Below are 21985 nucleotides of genomic sequence, written 5' to 3' on the forward strand. Positions count from 1 at the left end.
ATGCTAATTGCTACCCTATTTTTTGGATGTTCTCCAAAAGCTACTTCTCAGGCAGAATTAAATTTAGTAGACACTATTAAACTTAATATTGACGAACCTTCTGGAATTACAGCATACAAAAAGCATTTATACATTGTTAGCGACCAAAATGGAAACATTTACAAAACAACTTTAAGTGGTGAAGTTGTTGAAAAAATTAAAACAAATTATAAAGATTTAGAGGGTATAACTACGCTTCCTTCCTTAAAAAAAATAGCTATTGTTAACGAAGCTAAACGCTCACTTATTTACCTAAATTTTAAAGGGAAATTTTTAAACAAACATAAAATTAAAGGGAAACAAGAAGAGTCTAATAGTGGATTGGAAGGAATTTGTTTTGACAGCTCAAAAAAAAGACTGTTTGCTATTAATGAAAAAGAACCAAAACAACTTTTAGAGTTGAGTTTAAAAGGCAACATTAAAAACAAATATCCTTTAAGTTTTGCCAATGACGTTTCAGGAATTTGTTACGATAAAAATAATGATTGCTTATGGATTATTAGCGATGAATCAAAAGCTATTTATAGAATCTCAAAAGAAGGAAAACTTTTAAAAAAATATAAAACAGGTGTTTTAAAAGGCGAAGGAATTGCCATTTATAAAAATCATGTTTATGTAGTAAGTGACTATTTAAATACTTTATATGTATTTAAAATGGAGAACTAACCTTTTTTAAAATAACGTTCAAAAAAAAAGCAGTTTGAAACTATCAAACTGCTTTTAACTATATTAAATTCACTCTTATTTTAAATCGAATCTATCTGCGTTCATTACTTTTACCCAAGCTTTTACAAAGTCATGAACAAATTGCTCTTTATTGTCATCTTGTGCATAAAATTCAGCATACGAGCGTAACACAGAATTTGAACCAAATACCAAATCAACTCTAGTTGCTGTAAATTTAACTGTTCCAGTTTTTTTACAACGAATATTATACAATCCATTTTCTAGAGGTTCCCAAGCGTAACCCATATCAGTTAAGGTAACAAAAAAGTCATTGGATAACGCTCCAACATTATTGGTAAACACACCGTGTTTTGCTGCATCATAATTGGTTCCCATTACACGCATTCCACCCAATAAAATAGTCATTTCAGGAGCTGTTAAGCCCATTAATTGGGTACGATCTAACAATAATTCTTCTGGACTTACTATATAATCTTTTTTCAACCAGTTTCTAAAACCATCAGCAACTGGTTCTAAAGGTTCAAAAGATTCAACATCGGTCATTTCTTGCGTTGCATCTCCTCGCCCAGTTGTAAAAGGAACTGTAATGTTAAGGCCTGCATTTTTAGCTGCCAATTCAACACCCACATTTCCTGCCAACACAATAGTATCTGCAATACTAATTCCAAAATCTGCTGCAATTGGTTCTAAAACAGCCAATACTTTTGTTAATTTTTCAGGCTCATTTCCTTCCCAATCTTTTTGAGGAGCCAATCTAATTCTTGCTCCATTTGCACCACCACGTTTGTCTGAACCTCTAAATGTTCTTGCGCTATCCCAAGCAGTTGCAACCATTTCAGAAATACTCAATCCTGAAGCAGTAATTTTCTCTTTAACCGCATCAACATTATATTCCTTCTTCCCTGCTGGAATAGGATCTTGCCAAATTAAATCTTCTTGAGGAACATCTGGTCCAAAATAACACGATTTAGGTCCCATATCACGGTGCGTTAACTTAAACCAAGCACGTGCAAAAGCATCTGAAAACGCATCAAAATCATTCATAAATTTCAATGAAATTTCTTTATAAATTGGGTCTACTTTCATTGCCATATCAGCATCAGTCATCATAGGATTATGACGTATAGAAAAATCTTCAACATCAACAGGTTTGTCTTCTTCTTTTATAGTTTTAGGTTCCCATTGTAAGGCACCAGCCGGACTTTTACGTAATTCCCATTCGTGCTTAAATAACATTTCAAAAAATCCGTTATCCCATTTTGTTGGCTCGCTTGTCCAAGCACCTTCTAATCCGCTTGTTACCGTATAACGACCTTTCCCAGATTTATTAGGATTTGCCCAACCCAAACCTTGTTCTTCAACACCTGCTGATTCAGGGTCTGGACCTAACACACTTGCATCTCCATTTCCATGCGTTTTTCCAACAGTATGTCCACCTGCAGTTAAAGCAACAGTTTCCTCATCGTTCATAGCCATTCTTTTGAAAGTTTCACGAACTTGCTCTGCAGTTTTTAAAGGATCAGGAACACCATTTACTCCTTCAGGATTCACATAAATCAATCCCATTTGTACAGCTGCCAAAGGATTTTCCATGGTTGCCGGATTTTCTAAACTTTCATATCTATTATCACTTGGCGCTAACCACTCTTTCTCTGCTCCCCAATAAATATCTTGTTCAGGATGCCAAATATCTTCACGTCCAAAAGCAAAACCAAAAGTTTTTAAGCCCATATTTTCATAAGCAATTGTACCAGCCAAAATAATTAAATCGGCCCAACTTACTTTGTTTCCATATTTTTTCTTGATTGGCCAAAGCAAGCGTCTTGCTTTGTCTAAGTTTACGTTATCTGGCCAAGAATTTAAAGGAGCAAAACGCTGATTTCCGGTTCCACCTCCACCGCGTCCATCGGCTGTTCTATATGTACCTGCAGAATGCCAAGCCATACGAATCATTAATCCACCATAATGTCCCCAATCTGCAGGCCACCATTCTTGACTATCAGTCATTAAATTGTGAACATCTTTTTTTAATGCTTCAACATCTAATTTTTTTAATTCTTCTTGATAATTGAAATCTGCTTTTAATGGATTTGTTTTTGTATCGTGTTGGTGTAAAATATCTAAATTTAATGCTTTGGGCCACCAATCCATAACAGATTTATCTGTTGATGTATTTCCTCCATGCATTACAGGACATTTTCCAACTATATTTGTTTCTTCTTTTTGAATAAATTGACTGTGGTCAACTGGACATTTACCATCTTTTGATTCGCTCATAATTTTATTTTTTAAGTTATAACAAATTAAGTATAAAATATAATTATCAATAAAAAATAACGATAATTATTATTTATACTTTGATAAGTACTTTAAGTCTTGAGGTGAAGTAAATAGCTATTATCACACTGAATAACAGCTTAGTAAATTTAAAACAATAATTTTATTCTTTAAAGAAAACTATAAATTATTTATTCAACTAATTTTTTAGAAATGCGGCTACTTGCAATTAATGAAGCTAAATAACCTAAAATAAGAATGGTAATTATTACCGTAAAAAGATTTGCAAATGTAAATTCAACTGGATACGCTAAGTTTTGTGTAATCATAAAAAGGTGAAACTTTTTTTGAAGTAACACTAGAATTGTTCCAACTGAAAGCCCAATTATCAATCCCAAAACTGTTAATAAAAAGCCTTGTAAAACAAATATTTGCTTTATATTTTTTATAGTTGCCCCTAAACTATACAAGGTTTTTAAATTGTGTTGCTTGTCTAAAATCATCATAATAATGGCTCCAATTACGTTGAATAATGCAATAACCAAAATTAACGTAAAAATTAAATACGATGCTAAATTCTCTGTATTCAACATTTTATAAAAAACAGCATTTAACTGTTCTCTTGTTTTAATGCTAAAATTAGAACCAAGCTTACTTTTTAAAGCTTCAATTACTTTACTTCTGTCTTTTAAGTTTTCAACCTTTAACTCTAAGGCTGAAATTTGATTTGGCTGATAACTCAACAAATCCTGAGCAAGAGGTAATGATATAAACACAAATTTTCTATCAATTTCATCTGTCAACGCAAAAATACCAATAGGTTGTGTATTTATTTGAGACAATGCATTTTTAGGATTGGAAATATATCCTTTTTGAGGCTTTGGAACATATATTTTTAAAGGGTCAATAAAATCGAAAACACCTAAAGATAAAGTACTTGAAATACGATTTCCTACAACTACACCTAATGGTATTTTTTCATCTAACCAAGTACCAATGTAAACTGTTGTATCTACACTATTTACTTGCATATAATTAGCATCAACACCTTTTATATATGCAATATGGGTTTTATTTTTAAAGTCAAAAAAAGCACGTTCTTCAATTACTTTTGAATAAGAAACAACTCCGTTTTGATCTTCAATAATTTGTTGAATTTCATTGGTAAATAAAAAAGATTTCCCTTTAATGGATGAGATTTTAATATCTGGATCTGAAGTATCTAAAAAACCAACACTAAAAGCTCTTAAACCTGAAAATCCCGAAAGCACAATAAACAGCGCTAAAGTTCCAACAATAACACCAATAGTTGCAATTAAGGTTATAATGTTTATGGTGTTATTACTACTTTTTGAGAATAAATATCGTTTTGCTATGTATAGCGAAAAGTTCAAATTATCGCTTTTGACGTTTGTCTAAAATATCTGGATTTTTAATAGGGTTATCTACTTTCCCTTTTAAAGCATTATCAATATCTTCAATATAATCTAAACTATCATCAATAAAAAAAGAAAGCTCTGGCATACGGCGCAATTGATTTCGAGTTCGTTTTGCCATTTCATAACGTATAGTTGATGTATTTTCTTGAACACCTTTTAATATGATTTCTCTTTTTAATTGAGGAAATACGCTTAAAAAAACTTTTGCTTGCCCCAAATCTGAAGTTACACTTACTTTGGTCACAGATATGATCACCCCTTTCATTCCATCCTGCGCAGCGTGTTGTAAAACATCAGCTAAATCTTTTTGTAAAACACCTGCTATTTTTTTTTGTCTATTTGTTTCCATAGTGCAAAGATAGTGGTTAATATGTAAACTATTTTTGTTTTATTATTAAACAATTAAAATTTGTACACCAACTTTTTTAGGTACACACATTTTTTATTATAATCAATTATAGCACTTCCTTTTTCTAAAATATCAGCACCAATAATTCCATGAACTGCCTTTGCGTCATGTTCTGTTAAAGCCGTATTCACGTGAGTTAAATCTAACAAAACAATGTGGCAATTATTAAAATTCCATTTTTTTAATTCTAATTTATTTTGTGAAGAAATTTTGGTTTCCATTCCAATAGCACCAGCACCAGCAGCCTTTGTTTCAGAATCTTCAACCTGTAAATTAAATTTATGAGCTAATGAAATATCAACACAAGAATTTGAAGCTCCTGTATCTAAAATAAAACGCCCTTTAACACCGTTTAGCTTTGCCTTAATTTCAAAATGATTGGTGTTTATTTTTTTAAGTTTTATTTTTACAAACCCTTTTCTTAAAAGAATATTCTTCAAATTCATACCATCTTATTTTATGCAAACTTACAGTTTTTAACATGAAAAATTGCTATTTACATAAAAAGGCTGAAAAGCCTTCCACCAAACTTTTCAGCCATTAAAACTACTCTACTTTAAACACTATAGGTAATGCATATTTTACTGTAACAGGATTTCCTCTTTGTTTCCCCGGCTCCATTTTTGGCAATAATGCTACAACTCTAATAGCTTCTTTTTGTAATTTTTTATGAGGAGCTCTAGCCTGCACATCAACAATATTTCCAACTTTATCTATTTTAAATAAAACAGAAATTCTTTTAACTCCAGGATCTAAACCCAACTCTGATGCCAAACCACCGTCAAAATTCGCTCCCACAAACTTGCTTATTTGCGAAATAAAACATGCTTTTTTTTCTTCTTTAGTTCCAGTGCAACCAGGAAATTCAGGAGCATCTTCAATTAAAATAAATGGAACTTCTTCAATAATAGCTTCTTCTGGTTCTGTTTCAACAATATCACTTATTTCAACAGGCGATTCAACATCAACAACATCTATGAATGACTCTATTATTTCGGCTTCATTTTCAACTTGTTTCACTACTTCAAGAGTAACCTTTTTTGGAATTGGTGCTTTTTTTGGCGGTTCTACTCGGTATTCAATAATTGCATCAGTTTCATCTTCAAACACAACATTTGAATCGTTCAATACTAATAAATCATTGGTAAATGTTTTACTTTGAATAACAACATAAACAATGGTTAATGTTAATACTAGGCCTAATTGTGCAAATAATTTACTGTAATTCTCTAAATTTGCTTTTGGATGTTTTTTTGCTTTCATACGAAAAGGTTTTTGTGTTAGCCTTTTGTATTCTGTAACAATTAATTAGTTGAGTGGAATTAATTTAATTAATAGCTTACAAATACTTTTGGATAACTGTTAAAATTATGTTAATGCAAGAAACATGCCAAAAAGGAAGCCGCCACAATTTTGGCGGCTTCTATAATTTATAATTGTTATTCTCTACTTTTGCAACATGATTATTACCGATACACATACACACCTATATAGCGACCAATTTGACGAAGATAGAAACGACGTAATTCAACGCGCTTTAGATGCCGGCGTTTCACGTTTTTTTATCCCTGCTATTGATTCTACTTTTTTAGAATCTATGCTAAATTTAGAAAAAGATTTTCCTGAAAACACTTTTTTAATGATGGGTTTACACCCTACACACGTAAAAGAAAATGTAGAAAAAGAATTGGCTTTTGTGAAAAAATGGCTAGACCAACGCACTTTTTATGCTGTTGGCGAAATTGGAATTGATTTGTATTGGGACAAAACCTTTTTAAAACAACAACAGCACGCATTTAAACAACAAATTAAATGGGCAAAAGAAAAAAAACTACCAATTGCCATACATTGTAGAGATGCATTTGATGAAATTTTTGAAATTTTAGAGGAAGAAAAAGGAAGTGATTTATTTGGTGTTTTTCATTGTTTTACAGGAAATTTAGAACAAGCTAATAAAGCTATTTCCTATAATTTAAAACTAGGCATTGGCGGTGTTGTAACTTTTAAAAACGGAAAAATAGATCAGTTTTTAAATGAAATTCCGCTAGAACATATTGTTGTAGAAACTGATGCTCCGTATTTAGCACCTACACCATTTAGAGGAAAAAGAAACGAAACTAGCTACATTACAAATGTTGTTGATAAATTAGCTGATATTTATAAAATATCAGCTGAAGAAGTTGCTACTATAACTACAAAAAACTCAAAAGATGTTTTTGGAATCTAGTGAAACTACATACTACAAAACACCTTTAGGTATAGCTAAAATTACGGGAAATGAAGATGGAATTTCTTCAATAGCGGTTATAGATACTGAAATTGAAATTCCTAAAGTTATACCTATTTGTTTGCAAGAATGCGTGCAGCAATTAGATGAATATTTCAATAAAACAAGAACAGAATTCTCCGTAAAATTAAACCCAAAAGGAACAGAATTTCAACAAAAAGTTTGGAAAGAACTAACCACAATTCCCTTTGGAAAAACACGTTCATATCTTGAACAATCTAAAAAAATGGGTGATGTAAAAGCTATAAGAGCTGTGGCTTCTGCAAACGGGAAAAACCCTATTTGGATAGTAATTCCTTGTCACCGTGTTATTGGAAGTGATGGCTCCTTAACAGGATATGCTGGCGGAATATGGCGCAAAAAATGGTTGTTAGAACACGAAAATCCATCACCTCAACAATCACTCTTTTAAATAATTCTACACTTGTATTAGTGTTAAAAATATATTTTTAACCACAAATATTAGCTTTGTTACCTGAATGCTATTATTTTTGCCTCCACAAATTAAGTTTTTATGAAAAAATTTATTGCAACAACCGCTTTTTTATGCGTGTTTTTAAATGCCTTTTCACAAAATGAAGAGCCGCTTTCTCGCAGTGAAATTAAGCTGAATGTTGCTTACTTAATTGGAGGAATGCCTGAAGTTAGTTATGAATATCTTATAAACGAAGAATCTAGTGTAGGTGCTTCAATTTTATATGCTATTGATAACGACATAGATTTTAAATTTGCTTTTACACCTTATTATCGTTTTTACTTTGGAAAGAAAAGAACCGCTGGTTTTTTTGTGGAAGGATTTGGAATGTTAAATGTTACAGAAGAGCATTACGCAATTTACTATTACGATGTTGCTGATCCAAACAGCGATGTTTATTATGAAAACAATAACAACTTTGAAAAAAATACAAACTTTGCTTTGGGAATTGCTGTTGGAGGTAAATTTTTAACAAGTAGTGGTTTTATTTTTGAAATTTACGGTGGTATTGGTCGTAATTTATTTAACAATAATGATTATTACAACAGCGATAACTATGAATTTGTACCAAGGTTTGGTGTTTCTGTTGGAAAAAGATTCTAATTAAAATTAATATAAAAAAATACAATGAAAAAACTATTAGTTGCTTTTACACTACTAACATGTACATTTGGTCAAGCCCAAAACGAAATTAAATTTGACATTTTTGATGGTTTAATTTTAAAATCTATTGATGTTTCCTTTGAACATTTTTTAAACAATGAATCTTCAATTGGTGTTTCAGCATTATTTAATTTAGATGATGATGCCAGCTTTAGCTATAATGAAAAAACAATGTTTACACCATATTTTCGCCATCATTTTCCTTCAAACACAAATTGGAACTTTTTTGGAGAAGTTTTTTTAGGTATAAACAGTGGAGATGAAAAAGTATCTAACGACGGTGTTGATATTTATGAAAATTATACAGATGCCGCATTAGGTGTTTCGGTAGGTTCAAAATATGTTTCTCCTAAAGGCTTTGTAATTGATATTTATGGTGGATTGGGTAGAAATTTATTTGACTCTTTATCTCCTTCAATTGTTCCAAGAGTTGGAGTAAGTATTGGGTACAGACTTTAATTTACTTTCACATATAAAAAAAACTCCGAAGACAAATCTTCGGAGTTTTTTTATGCTTGCTTTTTACTAAAAATTACATTTTTAGCAACCAGTTTTTTATATCAACTTCTTGTTTAATAATTTCTTTTAAATCAGAAATTTTTACACGTTGTTGTTCCATAGTATCTCTATGACGAATAGTTACAGCATCATCTGTCAACGTATCGTGATCAACTGTAATACAAAATGGTGTTCCGTTGGCATCTTGTCTTCTATAACGTCTTCCAACAGCATCTTTTTCATCGTATGCCACATTGAAATCCCACTTTAAATCTTCAACTATTTTTTTTGCAATTTCTGGCAATCCATCTTTTTTAACCAACGGTAAAATCGCCGCTTTTGTTGGTGCTAACACTGCAGGTAACTTTAAAACAGTTCTTGACGTACCATTTTCTAATTCTTCTTCTTGTAAAGAATTTGAGAAAACAGCTAAAAACATACGGTCTAAACCAATAGAAGTTTCTACAACATAAGGCACATAACGCTCGTTAATTTCAGGGTCAAAATATTGTATTTTTTTTCCTGAATGTTCTTCGTGAGCTTTTAAATCAAAATCTGTACGTGAGTGAATTCCTTCTAATTCTTTAAATCCGAAAGGAAATCTAAATTCAATATCAGCAGCGGCATCAGCATAATGTGCTAATTTATCGTGGTCATGAAAACGGTAATTATTTTCACCCATTCCCAAAGAAAGGTGCCATTTTAAACGCGTTTCTTTCCACTGCTCGTACCATTCTTTTTGAGTACCAGGACGCACAAAAAATTGCATTTCCATTTGTTCAAATTCACGCATACGGAAAATAAACTGACGTGCAACTATTTCGTTTCTAAATGCTTTTCCTGTTTGAGCAATTCCAAAAGGAATTTTCATCCTTCCAGTTTTTTGCACATTTGAGAAGTTTACAAAAATACCTTGTGCTGTTTCTGGACGTAAATATAAATCCATTGCAGTATCTGCAGAAGCACCCAATTTAGTTCCAAACATTAAATTGAATTGCTTTACATCTGTCCAATTTTTTGAACCCGAAACAGGGCATCCTATTCCTAATTCTTCAATTAACAATTTTACATCAGCCAAATCTTCTTTTTCTAAAGATTGTCCCATTCTTTGTAAAATAGCCTCTCCTTTTTCTTTATAACCAACAACACGTGCATTGGTAGCTAAAAATTCTGCTTTATCAAAAGCTTCTCCAAAACGTTTGGCTGCTTTTGCTACTTCTTTTTCAATTTTAGCATCTAATTTTCCAACATAGTCTTCAATTAAAACATCAGCTCTATATCTTTTTTTAGAATCTTTATTATCAATTAAAGGATCATTAAAAGCATCTACATGGCCTGAAGCTTTCCAAGTTGTTGGGTGCATAAATATTGCAGCATCTAGTCCAACAATATTTTCATTCATTTGCACCATCGCCTTCCACCAGTACTCTCTAATGTTTTTCTTTAACTCTACACCATTTTGAGCATAGTCATATACTGCGCTCAAACCGTCGTAAATTTCACTTGATTGAAATACATAACCGTATTCCTTTGCGTGTGAAATTACTTTTTTAAATTTATCATCTTGATTTGCCATGCTGCAAAAATAGTAAAGCTTTTAGTACTATAAAACAAAAAAGGTGGAAATAGCCGAAACTATTTCCACCCACATTAACATTAAATAACATTAAATTGGAGTTGCCTTTTTATTTTAAGGTAACAATACCTGACTTTGCAAGCAAATTATCTATATACACGTTCACCGTATAAGTTCCTTTTTTTATGTTGTTGCTGTTTACCTCAACTAAAGAAATTATAGAAACTTCTTTATTTAAATATTCAACCAATGTTCTATCACTATAAGTAATAGTACTTTCGTCTAACAACACTAATTCTCCTTTATTTGCAAGTGTATTTCCTTGTGAATCTACAACTTGAATATATACACTACGCTCACCTTGTTCAGCAATTTCATTTTTTGAAATAGCAAAATTAATTCTAAAAGCATCAGTATTTTTAGATCTTTTTGTTTCAACTAATTTACCGCTAGATCTTTCGCGCATTGCCAATACTTTTACAGCATCTACTTTTAAAATAGAACCAATAGCTACTTTTTGACCTAATTTCATATTTTCAGCAGATAAATCCTCGTTTTTAGCTACTTGATTGGTAAATTGTGTATTTACACTGTCTAAATTTTGTGATAACAACTCGTTTTTCTTTGTTAATTCATCATTCATTTGAAATAACTCTAAATTGTCAGCTTCTAACTTTTCAATTTGTTTTCTATAACGACGTATTAAACTATAATTGGTAGCTTTTAAACCTTTAATAGAATCTCTAAGCAGTATAATTTTATCTCTTTCTAATGCCAATTCATTAGACATAGAAGTGTTTTCTCCAATAGCATCTTCATATTTAACAATCATATTGTCTAAATTAGACGCTATTTCTTGCTTTTCTTCTTCAATGGCGTTGGTTAATTTTTTATGCTCACCAGCAGTATAAAAAGTATACACCAACGCAGCTAATAACAATGCTCCAAGTGCAATTATTATAATTTTATTATTCGATTTTTTTGTTTGTTCCATCACTTAAATTTTAGGGTTTATAATTGAACGCAATTTATAGCAATTAATTACAATTTAGGGCAAAAAATTTGAGGTGATTTGTTTTTTATGAGGAATACTAAAATTAGTAAAAAACCTTCAACAAACATAATTAATTGACTTCCAACTAATAAAATCCACAATTTTTGTTATAAATTACACGTTTTTAAAAATATACTGCTATGAATTTTTTAAAAAACATTTATGAATTATTTTATCCTGAGCTATGTTTATGCTGTAATAAGGCATTAACTACTAATGAAACTGTTATTTGCTTACAGTGTAGACACGATTTACCTTTAACAAACTTCACAGTAGAAAAAGACAACTTGATTGAGAAATCGTTTTACGGAAGAACTCAAATTGAAGCTGCTACTGCCTTATTTTATTTTTTTAAAAAAGGAAATATTCAAAATCTATTACACCATTTAAAATATAAAAACCAACAGCAAGTTGGTACATTATTAGGAAATTGGTTAGGTAGCGAATTGGCAAAAAGCACTAGATTTTCAACTATTGATATAATTATACCTGTTCCACTACATCAAAAAAAATTAAAAACTAGAGGTTACAACCAAGTAACAACCTTTGGAAATAGTTTGAGTAAAACCCTAAATATTCCCTTTCAAGAAAATGTGTTGTCCCGTATTTCTTTTACAAATACACAAACTAAAAAACTACGTTTTAATAGATGGGAAAATGTACAAGAATTGTTTTTTGTTGCCAATGAAAAAACACTAGAGAATAAACATATTTTATTAATTGATGATATTATAACCACAGGAGCTACACTTGTAGCTTGCTGTACTGCTTTTGAAAAAACAAAAAATATCAAAATTAGTATTGCTTGTATGGCATACACTAAATAAATAAATTGTTATTTTGCATTAAATTTATAGTATGAAATATCACTTTTTTAAATTTTTAATTTTTGCTTTTCTAGTACTTTCTTTTACAAGTTGCGCTAAAAGAGGACGACCTACTGGTGGTGAAATAGATGAAATTCCACCAATATTAGTGAGCGCTACGCCGTCTCAAGAAAGTGTTGAATTTAGCGCTACAAGAATTAAAATATTTTTTGACGAGTATATAAAGTTTAAAGATTTAAATAAGAAACTAATTATTTCTCCTCCTCTAAAAAACAAACCAGAAATAACACCTGTTGGTACAGCCAGTAAAGTTATTACTATTAAACTTTTTGATACTTTAAAAGAAAATACCACGTACACTATTAACTTTGGAAATAGTATTGTTGATAATAACGAAGGAAATATGATTGAGAGTTTTAAGTATGTTTTTTCAACAGGAAAACACTTAGATTCTTTAAAACTATCTGGAGATATTACAGATGCTTTTAGCCGTAAAACAGACAGTGAAATTTTAGTAATGCTTTATAGAGTAGATTCAACATTTAATGATTCTATTGTGTACAAAGAAAAACCAACCTATGTTACCAGCACTTTAGATAGTACAAATTTTGAGTTGACCAATTTAAAAGAAGGTAAGTACTTGTTAATGGCCTTAAAACAACCAAACAACGATTATATTTACAGCCCACGACAAGATAAAATTGGTTTTCACAAGAACCTTATTACCTTACCAAATGACACAACCTTTCAAATTTCTTTACTTAAAGAAATAAATGATTTTAGATTAATTAGAGCCATTGAAACAACAAAAGGTCATATTGTATTTGGTTATGAAGGTGATAAAACAAATTTAGCTGTTAAATTACTAGATACACTTCCTGAAAGTTTTAAACCAGAAATTGCTTTTGAAAAAGACAAAGACACCTTAAGCTACTGGTTTCAAGAAACAGAGAAAGATTCTTTAATTTTTGAAGTTACAAACTTAAATTTCAAAGACACAATAACAGTAAAACTAAAGTCTAAGAAAAAAGATTCATTATTCATTAAAAGTACAATAAATGCAACTTTAAACCCAAGAGATACTTTTGCTATTAAAACAAGCATTCCTATTTCAAAAATTGACACTACCAAAGTTTCAATAGTAGATAAAGATACTCTTGCAGTACCTTTTCATAGTTTTATTAGTACTTACAAAAACGAATTGTATTTAAATTTCAACAAAAAATTTGAACAAAACTATAAAATAAACATACTACCAGAAGCCCTTTTTGATGTTTTTGGAAACACAAATGACACACTGGTATACAATTTAACAACAAAAAAACCTGAAGATTACGGTGTAATTAATTTACAGATTACCAATGTAACTTCACCCGTAATTATTGAAGTAATTACCGAAAAAGATGAAATAATTGCTTCTAAAAAAATTAACAGTAACCAACTGCTTTCATTTAAATATTTACTACCTAAAAACTATATTATTAGAGCAATTTTTGATGATAATGAAAATGGAAAATGGGATACCGGAAATTATTTAATGAAAACTCAACCTGAAAAAGTACTATATTTTAATAAATTAATAGAATTACGAGCAAATTGGGATGATAACGAAACTTTTCAACTAAAATAACAGCTTATTTGTAAAGGTTTTAATTATTCATAAAGATTTTGTTACATTTGACATCATTTATACACTTTTGAAAAACAAAGCCCTAAAAATATTAATTACTTTGCTATGTTGTTTTTATATAACAACTTCTTTTGCACAAGATAAAAGCAGTCATGAACTTGGTGTTATTATTGGTTCCGCTTCTTTTACAACAGATTATGGACAACGACATAATTTTCAAGCAAATGTTGGTGGTAATGTTGGATTAGGATTGGGTGTTATTTATTACTTAAACTTCACAGATTACCGCTACAAATGGAATCAAAGAACAAATTACTTTCAAGAACATTTTAGAGTTCGAGCAGAGTTTTCATATATGTCTGCAGATTTAGAACATTTTGGAGAATGGGCTGAAACAGATTCTTATGCAGGTGAGCAATTGCGAGCCATGCACGGTACTGCACAATTATTTAATTTAGGTGCGCAAATGGAGTTTCATATTGTAGACATTGTTGATTTTGGATCTCGAAGAATTGATAGATTAAAATTTTCACCATATGTAAGCCTTGGATTAATGGCCGATTTTTACAACCCTTCTTTAACGTCTGATTTAGGTGATTGGACAGAAGATCCTTCGGTTTTATATCCTAAATGGGCTGAACCAGGAACTGTTGACACTTCATCAGGTTTTACAGGATCATTAACAGGTGGAATAGGAACAAGACTTAAAATAGGTGAATACTCAGATATTCTAATAGAATCTAGATGGCAATATTTTTTTACAGATTGGGTTGACGGTTTAAATGCAAAAGATGACCCTGCAAACAAATATAATGACTGGCTACTTTGGGTTCACGTTGGTTACGTTTATTACCTTAATTAAAATACCCAGTCACAAAAAACCTATACAAACTTCAACAGCTGAAGTATGACACCTAAGTGAATACCTTCATGTAATAAATTAAAATCTATAGCATCATCAATAGATTTCAATGTTACGTTTACACTTGTAGTATATTTGGTATAATTTTTAAAAATTCCTTTTGCATAATCTTCATCTAAAACAACTGGAAATTGTAAAAACTGCTTTTTTATAACTTCAAACTCTTCTGAAGATACCTCGTAACTAGGTGCTGATCCTTTTTGAAAATTTCGAATAACCTCATCAGAAACCTTACAGTCTAAGCCTGATAATTTATAACATAACAATTGCTGTGTTACCACCAAATGTGCAATGTTCCAAGCAATATTATTTTTAAACCCTGTTGGAATTTTATTTAACTGCTCATTTGAAGTATTTTCAATTACTTTTAACATTAATTGCCTTGATTTTAATAAAGTGTCAAATCGCTTTTGCATGAATTTCTGTTTTTAAATTAAAAAAAATCAAATTTAAAAGAAAACATCTTAATTTTACATGAATTCAAATATTTAAATAAAATGAAAAAAATATACTACCTAAAAACTTGTGATACTTGTAGAAGAATTTTAAAAGAAATGGATACTTCAACCTATATTTTACAAGAAATAAAAACAGAACCTATAACAGTTCAGCAATTAGAAGAGTTACACAAACTAACAAATAGTTACGAGGTTTTATTTAGCAGACGGGCTAAAAAATACAAAGAAATGGATTTAAAAAATCAAACATTAACTGAGCAAGATTATAGACAACTTATTTTAGATGAGTATACTTTTTTAAAGCGCCCAGTAATAGTAAACAACACTGAAGTTTTAGTTGGAAACACTAAAAAACTAGTGAGTTTATAGTAAATCATTCATTAATCCGTTAGAAACATAAGTTTCTTAACCAATATAATACACTCAAAATCAATTAGTTTAATGTAAAATCCTTATAAATAAGCAGTTTTATTTTTATTTCTAAAATTAAAATCTATTTTTGGAGAACTAAACAAACTTAAATTAAATGAAATTATGAGAAAATCATTATTATTACTTATCGCATTTTGCTCTATTAATGTAGCATTTGCTCAGTTCTATGTGTCCGCTAGTGGAGGATATAGCATGGGATCAGCAGGAATTTTAACAGGAACCTCGTTAAACGCAGCACAAGATGAAGCTACTAACCATTATGGAAGTTACGGTGAAGGCTTTAACACACAAATTAGAGGAGGTTATTTTTTTAACAAAATGTTTGGTGTTGAATTAGCATTTGGTTACTTAAGTGGTGCAGACCAAAATATTTCTTCTTACGAAACAAATGACGCAGGTGAAATTAGTGAATACACAAATGGTAAAGCGCATGCAGAAGCATTTGGTATTAACCTTGCTTTAACGTACAATTTTAACGAAAGCTTTTACGGAAAAATTGGTGTAATTTCTAAATTAGGAGGTAAAACTGAAGCAACATTTACTAGAGAAACTAACACACCATTAAATGCGTATGGTATTGCGCCAATTATGACTGAAGGTATTAATGAATATCACGGTAGACCACCATTAGGGTTTACTGCAGCATTTGGTTACAAATACAAATTGACAGAAAACTTAAACTTATTTGCTGAATTAGAATATTTAGGAATAAACGTTACAAGAGACACTTCAGAATTTGCAGAGTTAACAATTACAACACCTGCAGTACCAGCTGCAATAGTTGGAGTTGATGTTCCTTCAATGACTTGGAATTTAGGTGATGCTCCATTAGAACACCCTGTATTTGGAACAATTTATGCACCTACAAAAGTTGAGTATGTAGACTCTTTAGCTGAACCTAATGATGATCCTTCAAAAGCATTATCATCAGTAGCACCATATTCTTCTTTTGGTATTAACTTTGGTATTACGTATACTTTTTCAAAAAAGGAAGCAAAATAACATCGTAGTTAAAAAACTAAAAAAGCCTTTTCAAAATTTGAAAAGGCTTTTTTTATGCTCTAATATTGTCTCCTCTTATTTCCAATAATCAGCAACCCAAGGTGCTGCTTGCACATATCTGTACCATTTTCCTTGCCCACCAACAATGGCTTTGTGCGGATTAATTTCACCATGGAAAATAATAATTTTTGCACCTTTAGGAATTGTAGGTTTTTTCCAAATTGAAATAGGAAAACGTGAATTACAGTCATATTTATAACTAGGACACCATTCTTTTGGCCAATACTGTAATTTACCTTTATCGTTTATTTGATGCGTTAAAAACTCTTGCTCGTTTCTATGCTCTTTAATGGCTTTTTCAAAATTATTTGTAAAATTTTCAAACACATATCCATGTTTTCCAATATCAAATCTATACACTGAAGAGTTTCCGGTAATTCTCCAAGTTCTCCAACTATGATCTTTAATTATTCTAAATTCTCCTTCAACATCAAAAAAGCAATCAATATTATCAACAATAACAATATCTAAATCTAAAAATAATGCACGCCCTTCTAAACCATATAAGTCTTCTTTTAATGTGGTTAATTTTTTCCACATACGTTCTGGTAAATTAGAACGAATTTCAACCTCAGGAATTGGGTAACATTGTACTTCATCAATAATTCCAGATTCATCATCGGTAAAACAAACCATTTTAAAATCGTAGGTCAAATTCCTTTTAACCATAGCGTACAATCTATTCACGTATTCAGCACCATATAAAGTGCCCCATTTCATACAGAATATATAATTTGCGGTAGTATTATTATTGTTCATGTTTCTCTAAAATATGTAAATATTCAACTGTTGAAGTTGCTTTGTGATTTCTATTTGTTGATTTATCAGCTTTAAACCGCTGGTAATTAATTGTTTTTAAGCTATATTTTCCATAGCAACTCATAATGTTTTCAACCTCATTTTCAGTCATTAAACCTTCGTTATTATAGCTTAAAAAAATGTATTTAAAGTTAGCATTTTTTATCAAATCCTCGAAAGAAATCTTCACTTCATTTTTCTTACAATACGAAGATTTATAATAATTACGTAAGCCGGTTTTTCCCTTCGGAGTAAAGTTATCGTATTTGGCTATGGTAGTAAGTAAATGATAATTTGCACCGTATTGCCTTGCATTATAAGGCGGATCTAAATACAAAATATCTCCTTTTATATGTTGAATTAGGTTATTACTATTTTCATTAAAAACTTGATGTGAATTTTCAGTTGTAGAAAATTTAGCAGGAACCAAGTGAAGTGTTTTTTGTGCCGTTTTTTTTAATTTCTTTAAATAAGCGCCATAAACAGCAGCAGTATTTGCTACTTTATCTGCAGCTTCAATTAAACAAGTTAGTAAGTAAAAATACTCGTTTTCATTAATTTTGTTTGAAGTTTTCCAAAACTCAATTTTTTTACGAATTGCATCAATTTTTTTTCCATTTTCAGAAGAAAAATACAGCCTGTTTTCATTACCATTTTCACAATAATTTTGAAAAATAAAACCTTCTTCTCCTTCTAAATTATTTAATACCTTTAAAAATTGCTGTGCATTTATTTCTTTATAATTTCCAATGTAATGCCTATTTAAAACATAACTATAATATTCAACATCATTGGCTATTACTTGCTTTACCAAAGGTTTAAAATTTCGGCCAACAATACCGGTTCCGGCAAACAAATCACAAAACACCATTTCAGATAAGTTGTTTCCAACAGTATCTTTAATTGTTTTTTTTAAAAATGAAGATAATTTATGTTTAGAACCTATATAATTCACCGTGCATTTCCCTTATTTAGAGTTAAAAATCTGACTTAATATGTGTTTAACTCTTACTTAATTGCCCAAATTACATCAGCGTACACTTTTTCATTATTAAAGGTAAAACACTGTAATTTTGAACTGTCAAAATTAATTAAATAAGTTGAAATGAGACTTTTTAACCAAAGTATTTCTGCCTTTAATTTCCAATGTGAATTTTGCTCTTCAAAATTAATAAGCACAATAAAAAGTCTATTTTTATAATGTTTGCGCTGTTGTTGACTTTGGTTGTTATACAACCAACTTATTAGTTCATGTTTATGAGTAATTGCGTATGGAATTGATTTTTGAAAGCCTTTTGGAAAAACGGTAGTTTTATGGTCAAATGGTATGTTTGAAATAAAAAAATCTACATACTTATCTTTTGAGTTTTTATGTGCTTGCACGCTTGAATGCTCGCAAAAAATATGTTCAACCGCTTTGGCTGACCAAAAATTAAACCAACGATTTAAGGCGTAATTTTTTAAATTACTATACGTTGGTTGCTTTTTAAAAAGAGTATCAATTTTCTCTAAAACCTTATTAAAAGATGCTGTTTTATAAATAAAGTTGGTTTCTTTATCTAATATATCAGTTTGTTTTGTTTTCCAAGTATACGCTAATTTAGTTCTTTTTTGTAATTCTTTTTCTAGCAATTCATAGTTCATTCTACTTATAAAAATTTCCGTTCAATAATCGTCATAAAACGTGCCTCATATTCTTCTTTCTCACTCCAATCATAATCTAACTTTACAAAATCTTGTAAAAATTCTTTGGCTTCAGCTTCAGTTTTAAATGAATTTAACTGTGATAAAACACGGTTAAAATCTTCTTGACTTCCTTCAAACAAATGTTTTACAAATGCAATTCTATCATTCAACCCAACCTGTAAGTTACTACTAAAAATTGTATCATTTAAAGAGCGTGCTTTTGGTGCTACCGGTTCTTTTGGTTCTTCAACCACAGGATTTTCTTTGGTGGCTTTTGTAAAAAGATCTGTAGCTACATCAGCAGAAATAGCATCTTTAAATTCATCTTCTAAAGAAAATAAAGTAGATTGTAAATCTCTAACATCATCTTTTATTGGCTCATCAGCGTTTCCAAAAATAGCTTCAACTTGCGCCTCAGTTAACACTTCTTTGTCTTCTATAGCTGTTTCTTCAGAATTTGTTTTCTCAGTTTCAGTAACATTAGAAATTTCCTCATCTACTTCTTCAATCGTTTCTTTAACCTTCTCTACTACTATTTCTTCAGTAACTTCTTTAACAACATCAACCGTTTCTTCAATTGTAACTGTTTCAGGTACAACCTTCATGGTGTTTTCAACTTCAACATTTTTTGCTTCAGAAAATACCTCATCTTCAGCTTCAACAGCTATCAACGCTTCGTTTATATTGGCGTTTACAAATTTTAATACTGAAAGCTTTTCGTAAATATGGCGTGCTTTTTCATGTAAAACATTTACATCTTCAATATTTTTCTCTTGTAAAATACTGTGTGCCAGACTTACCAATTCAGCTTCTAATTTTTTGTGCATAAGTTGAAATATTAAATAGTTTTTGATGTGTTATTTTTAATAAATTTGTATGATTTCAAAAAAGTGCTTTCGCGCATTGAGATTTAATGATAAACGAATGTAAAAAAATATAATAATATATGTATTGCATTTGGTAGAAAACTAAAAACAATAATCTTTCAAGCATAAAATTACGAAATGTTTCTTGAAAATACAGTAAATCATATTGAACAATTTGGCTGGATCGAAGTAATTTGCGGTTCTATGTTCTCTGGTAAAACAGAAGAACTAATTCGCAGATTAAAACGTGCACAGTTTGCCAAACAAAAAGTAGAAATTTTTAAACCAGCCATTGATGTTAGGTATGATGATGAAAAAGTAGTTTCACATGATGCCAATGAAATTAGATCAACACCTGTACCTGCTTCTGGAAATATTAGAATTTTAGCCAATGATGTAGATGTTGTTGGAATTGATGAGGCTCAGTTTTTTGATGACGAAATAGTTGCTGTTTGCAACGATTTGGCAAACCGTGGTATACGTGTAATTGTTGCTGGTTTAGATATGGATTTTAAAGGAAATCCGTTTGGACCAATGCCAGCATTAATGGCAACTGCAGAATATGTTACAAAAGTTCATGCCGTTTGTACAAGAACAGGAAATTTGGCACATTACAGTCATAGAACCGCTGCAAGTGATGAACTTGTTTTATTAGGTGAAACACAAGAGTACGAGCCTTTAAGTAGAGCTGCTTACTACAAAGCCATTCAGGAAGAAAAAATTAAAAAAGCTGAACAACAACGCAACAATGGAAAATAATCACGTTTCTGTTCTAAATATTGACTTAAACGCCATTGATTTTAATGTAAACTATTTTAAGTCTAAACTAAAAAACACAACCAAATTATTAGTGGTTGTTAAAGCTTTTGGATATGGTAGTAGCGCCGCAAAAATTGCAAAACATCTTGCTTCAAAAGTAGATTACTTTGCCGTTGCTTACGTAGATGAAGGCATTGCTTTAAGAAATGCTGGTATTAAAACGCCTATATTAGTATTACACCCACAAAAGCAAAACTTAGCTAAAATAATTGAGCATTGTTTAGAGCCTAATATTTATGCGAGTGCATTATTACATGATTTTATTACAATTGCAAAGGCAAAAAATTTAAGCAACTATCCTATTCATTTAAAATTTAATACAGGCTTAAATAGATTGGGCTTTTCTCAAAAAGACATTCCATCACTTATTACTACTTTAAATAACCAGCAACAAGTTGAAGTTTGTTCCATATTTTCACATATTGCAGCTAGTGAAGATTTAAATGAGCGCACTTTTACCTTACAGCAAATAAATTTGTTTAAAAATATTTCTTCTGAAATAATCTCGAAATTGCACAATACTCCTTTTCTACATATGCTAAACACATCGGGCATTTTAAATTATGCTGAAGAAGCACAATTTGACTTGGTACGCTTAGGAATTGGCTTGTATGGTTTTGGAAACAGCCACAAAGAAACAAGTAACTTAAAAAATGTTCTATCATTAAGTTCTGTTATTTCACAAATTCATACTATTCAACAAGGAGAAACAGTGGGCTATAATAGAGCTTTTAAAGCCAAAAAAACTATAAAATCAGCCACAATTCCTATTGGTCATGCTGATGGAATTTCAAGACAACTTGGAAACGGTATTGGATACGTTTACATTCACAATAAAATAGCACCAATTATTGGAAATGTTTGTATGGATATGATTATGGTAGATGTTACCAACATTAATTGCAGTGAAGGAGACACTGTACTTATTTATAAAAATCAAGAACATATAGAAGATTTAGCTAAAAAATCGAACACAATTCCATACGAATTATTAACCGCTATTTCACAGAGAATAAACAGGAAGTTAACATAATTTTAACAACTCCTTTTTTTTTACTACATTAGCGGCACTAAAATTTAT

At 30.5% G+C, this 21985-nt stretch carries 24 protein-coding genes; 12 read left to right on the plus strand and 12 right to left on the minus strand.

Going from position 1 to position 21985, the window contains the following annotated elements; translation table 11 throughout:
- Window positions 1–705 (plus strand): SdiA-regulated domain-containing protein, encoded by a 705-nt coding sequence (locus ACFQ5N_RS13700; protein WP_386810289.1) that lies wholly within the window; start codon window positions 1–3, stop codon window positions 703–705.
- Window positions 706–780: 75 nt separating this feature from the next.
- Here ACFQ5N_RS13700 and katG read toward each other — a convergent pair whose 3' ends face one another.
- From katG to ACFQ5N_RS13725, 5 genes are all read right to left on the minus strand, one after another.
- Window positions 781–3003, minus strand: coding sequence for a catalase/peroxidase HPI (gene katG / locus ACFQ5N_RS13705; RefSeq protein WP_386810291.1), 2223 nt, complete (start codon window positions 3001–3003; stop codon window positions 781–783).
- A gap of 191 nt (window positions 3004–3194) precedes the next feature.
- Complete coding sequence (locus tag ACFQ5N_RS13710; RefSeq protein WP_386810293.1) at window positions 3195–4397, minus strand: ABC transporter permease; 1203 nt, start codon at window positions 4395–4397, stop codon at window positions 3195–3197.
- 1 nt (window position 4398) lies between these two features.
- Window positions 4399–4791 carry a 30S ribosome-binding factor RbfA gene (gene rbfA, locus ACFQ5N_RS13715; protein WP_386810294.1) on the minus strand — a complete coding sequence of 131 codons (393 nt, stop codon included), beginning with the start codon at window positions 4789–4791 and terminating at the stop codon, window positions 4399–4401.
- A 53-nt stretch (window positions 4792–4844) separates the two neighbouring features.
- Complete coding sequence (locus ACFQ5N_RS13720; RefSeq protein WP_386810295.1) at window positions 4845–5297, minus strand: retropepsin-like aspartic protease; 453 nt, start codon at window positions 5295–5297, stop codon at window positions 4845–4847.
- 100 nt (window positions 5298–5397) lie between these two features.
- Window positions 5398–6114 (minus strand): energy transducer TonB, encoded by a 717-nt coding sequence (locus tag ACFQ5N_RS13725; protein ID WP_386810296.1) that lies wholly within the window; start codon window positions 6112–6114, stop codon window positions 5398–5400.
- A 196-nt stretch (window positions 6115–6310) separates the two neighbouring features.
- On the opposite strand from ACFQ5N_RS13725, the gene ACFQ5N_RS13730 reads away from it, so the two are divergent.
- From ACFQ5N_RS13730 to ACFQ5N_RS13745, 4 genes are all read left to right on the plus strand, one after another.
- Window positions 6311–7078 carry a TatD family hydrolase gene (locus ACFQ5N_RS13730; protein WP_386810297.1) on the plus strand — a complete coding sequence of 256 codons (768 nt, stop codon included), beginning with the start codon at window positions 6311–6313 and terminating at the stop codon, window positions 7076–7078.
- The gene (locus tag ACFQ5N_RS13735; RefSeq protein ID WP_386810298.1) at window positions 7062–7550 is read left to right on the plus strand and encodes a methylated-DNA--[protein]-cysteine S-methyltransferase; all 489 of its coding nucleotides are present in this window, start codon (window positions 7062–7064) and stop codon (window positions 7548–7550) included. The genes ACFQ5N_RS13730 and ACFQ5N_RS13735 overlap by 17 nt, the downstream gene beginning before the upstream one ends.
- A 102-nt stretch (window positions 7551–7652) precedes the next feature.
- On the plus strand, window positions 7653–8216 hold the full coding sequence (locus ACFQ5N_RS13740; RefSeq protein ID WP_386810300.1) for a DUF3575 domain-containing protein: 564 nt from the start codon (window positions 7653–7655) through the stop codon (window positions 8214–8216).
- A 24-nt stretch (window positions 8217–8240) separates the two neighbouring features.
- A complete protein-coding gene (locus ACFQ5N_RS13745; RefSeq protein ID WP_386810302.1) occupies window positions 8241–8735 on the plus strand; it encodes a hypothetical protein in 495 nt (164 codons plus the stop codon).
- A gap of 73 nt (window positions 8736–8808) precedes the next feature.
- Here the strand turns inward: ACFQ5N_RS13745 and ACFQ5N_RS13750 are convergent, their stop codons facing one another.
- The gene (locus tag ACFQ5N_RS13750) at window positions 8809–10350 is read right to left on the minus strand and encodes a glycine--tRNA ligase (protein WP_386810303.1); all 1542 of its coding nucleotides are present in this window, start codon (window positions 10348–10350) and stop codon (window positions 8809–8811) included.
- A gap of 109 nt (window positions 10351–10459) precedes the next feature.
- Complete coding sequence (locus ACFQ5N_RS13755; protein ID WP_386810305.1) at window positions 10460–11344, minus strand: hypothetical protein; 885 nt, start codon at window positions 11342–11344, stop codon at window positions 10460–10462.
- 200 nt (window positions 11345–11544) lie between these two features.
- Between ACFQ5N_RS13755 and ACFQ5N_RS13760 the strand changes: the two genes are divergently transcribed.
- The 3 genes from ACFQ5N_RS13760 to ACFQ5N_RS13770 all read left to right on the plus strand — a co-directional run bounded on the left by ACFQ5N_RS13760 (window position 11545) and on the right by ACFQ5N_RS13770 (window position 14723).
- On the plus strand, window positions 11545–12231 hold the full coding sequence (locus tag ACFQ5N_RS13760; protein WP_386810307.1) for a ComF family protein: 687 nt from the start codon (window positions 11545–11547) through the stop codon (window positions 12229–12231).
- A 31-nt stretch (window positions 12232–12262) separates the two neighbouring features.
- Entirely contained in the window at window positions 12263–13861 is a 1599-nt protein-coding gene (locus ACFQ5N_RS13765; protein WP_386810309.1) for an Ig-like domain-containing protein, read from the plus strand.
- 67 nt (window positions 13862–13928) lie between these two features.
- Window positions 13929–14723, plus strand: coding sequence for a THC0290_0291 family protein (locus tag ACFQ5N_RS13770; RefSeq protein ID WP_386810311.1), 795 nt, complete (start codon window positions 13929–13931; stop codon window positions 14721–14723).
- A gap of 20 nt (window positions 14724–14743) precedes the next feature.
- On the opposite strand, the gene ACFQ5N_RS13775 is transcribed toward ACFQ5N_RS13770, so the two are convergent.
- Entirely contained in the window at window positions 14744–15199 is a 456-nt protein-coding gene (locus ACFQ5N_RS13775; protein WP_386810312.1) for a DinB family protein, read from the minus strand.
- An 81-nt stretch (window positions 15200–15280) separates the two neighbouring features.
- Here ACFQ5N_RS13775 and ACFQ5N_RS13780 point away from each other — a divergent pair, with 81 nt between their 5' ends.
- The gene (locus tag ACFQ5N_RS13780; RefSeq protein ID WP_386810313.1) at window positions 15281–15610 is read left to right on the plus strand and encodes an arsenate reductase family protein; all 330 of its coding nucleotides are present in this window, start codon (window positions 15281–15283) and stop codon (window positions 15608–15610) included.
- A gap of 165 nt (window positions 15611–15775) precedes the next feature.
- Window positions 15776–16675 (plus strand): outer membrane beta-barrel protein, encoded by a 900-nt coding sequence (locus ACFQ5N_RS13785; protein WP_386810315.1) that lies wholly within the window; start codon window positions 15776–15778, stop codon window positions 16673–16675.
- A gap of 75 nt (window positions 16676–16750) precedes the next feature.
- On the opposite strand, the gene ACFQ5N_RS13790 is transcribed toward ACFQ5N_RS13785, so the two are convergent.
- From ACFQ5N_RS13790 to ACFQ5N_RS13805, 4 genes are read right to left on the minus strand one after another with little or no spacing between them, the layout of a single operon-like run.
- Window positions 16751–17455, minus strand: a complete 705-nt coding sequence (locus ACFQ5N_RS13790; protein WP_386810316.1) for a glycosyltransferase — start codon at window positions 17453–17455, stop codon at window positions 16751–16753.
- A gap of 28 nt (window positions 17456–17483) precedes the next feature.
- The gene (locus ACFQ5N_RS13795; protein ID WP_386810317.1) at window positions 17484–18488 is read right to left on the minus strand and encodes a DNA adenine methylase; all 1005 of its coding nucleotides are present in this window, start codon (window positions 18486–18488) and stop codon (window positions 17484–17486) included.
- A gap of 53 nt (window positions 18489–18541) precedes the next feature.
- A complete protein-coding gene (locus ACFQ5N_RS13800) occupies window positions 18542–19177 on the minus strand; it encodes a hypothetical protein (protein ID WP_386810318.1) in 636 nt (211 codons plus the stop codon).
- A gap of 5 nt (window positions 19178–19182) precedes the next feature.
- Complete coding sequence (locus ACFQ5N_RS13805; protein ID WP_386810319.1) at window positions 19183–20046, minus strand: hypothetical protein; 864 nt, start codon at window positions 20044–20046, stop codon at window positions 19183–19185.
- Between the two features lie 177 nt (window positions 20047–20223).
- Here ACFQ5N_RS13805 and ACFQ5N_RS13810 point away from each other — a divergent pair, with 177 nt between their 5' ends.
- Window positions 20224–20844 carry a thymidine kinase gene (locus ACFQ5N_RS13810; protein WP_386810321.1) on the plus strand — a complete coding sequence of 207 codons (621 nt, stop codon included), beginning with the start codon at window positions 20224–20226 and terminating at the stop codon, window positions 20842–20844.
- Window positions 20834–21937: an alanine racemase gene (gene alr, locus ACFQ5N_RS13815; protein ID WP_386810323.1), complete on the plus strand. Its 1104-nt coding sequence runs from the start codon at window positions 20834–20836 to the stop codon at window positions 21935–21937. The genes ACFQ5N_RS13810 and alr overlap by 11 nt, the downstream gene beginning before the upstream one ends.
- Window positions 21938–21985: the final 48 nt, after the last annotated feature.

Origin of the sequence: Lutibacter holmesii (assembly GCF_042679665.1) — a bacterium.
GTDB lineage: Bacteria > Bacteroidota > Bacteroidia > Flavobacteriales > Flavobacteriaceae > Lutibacter > Lutibacter holmesii.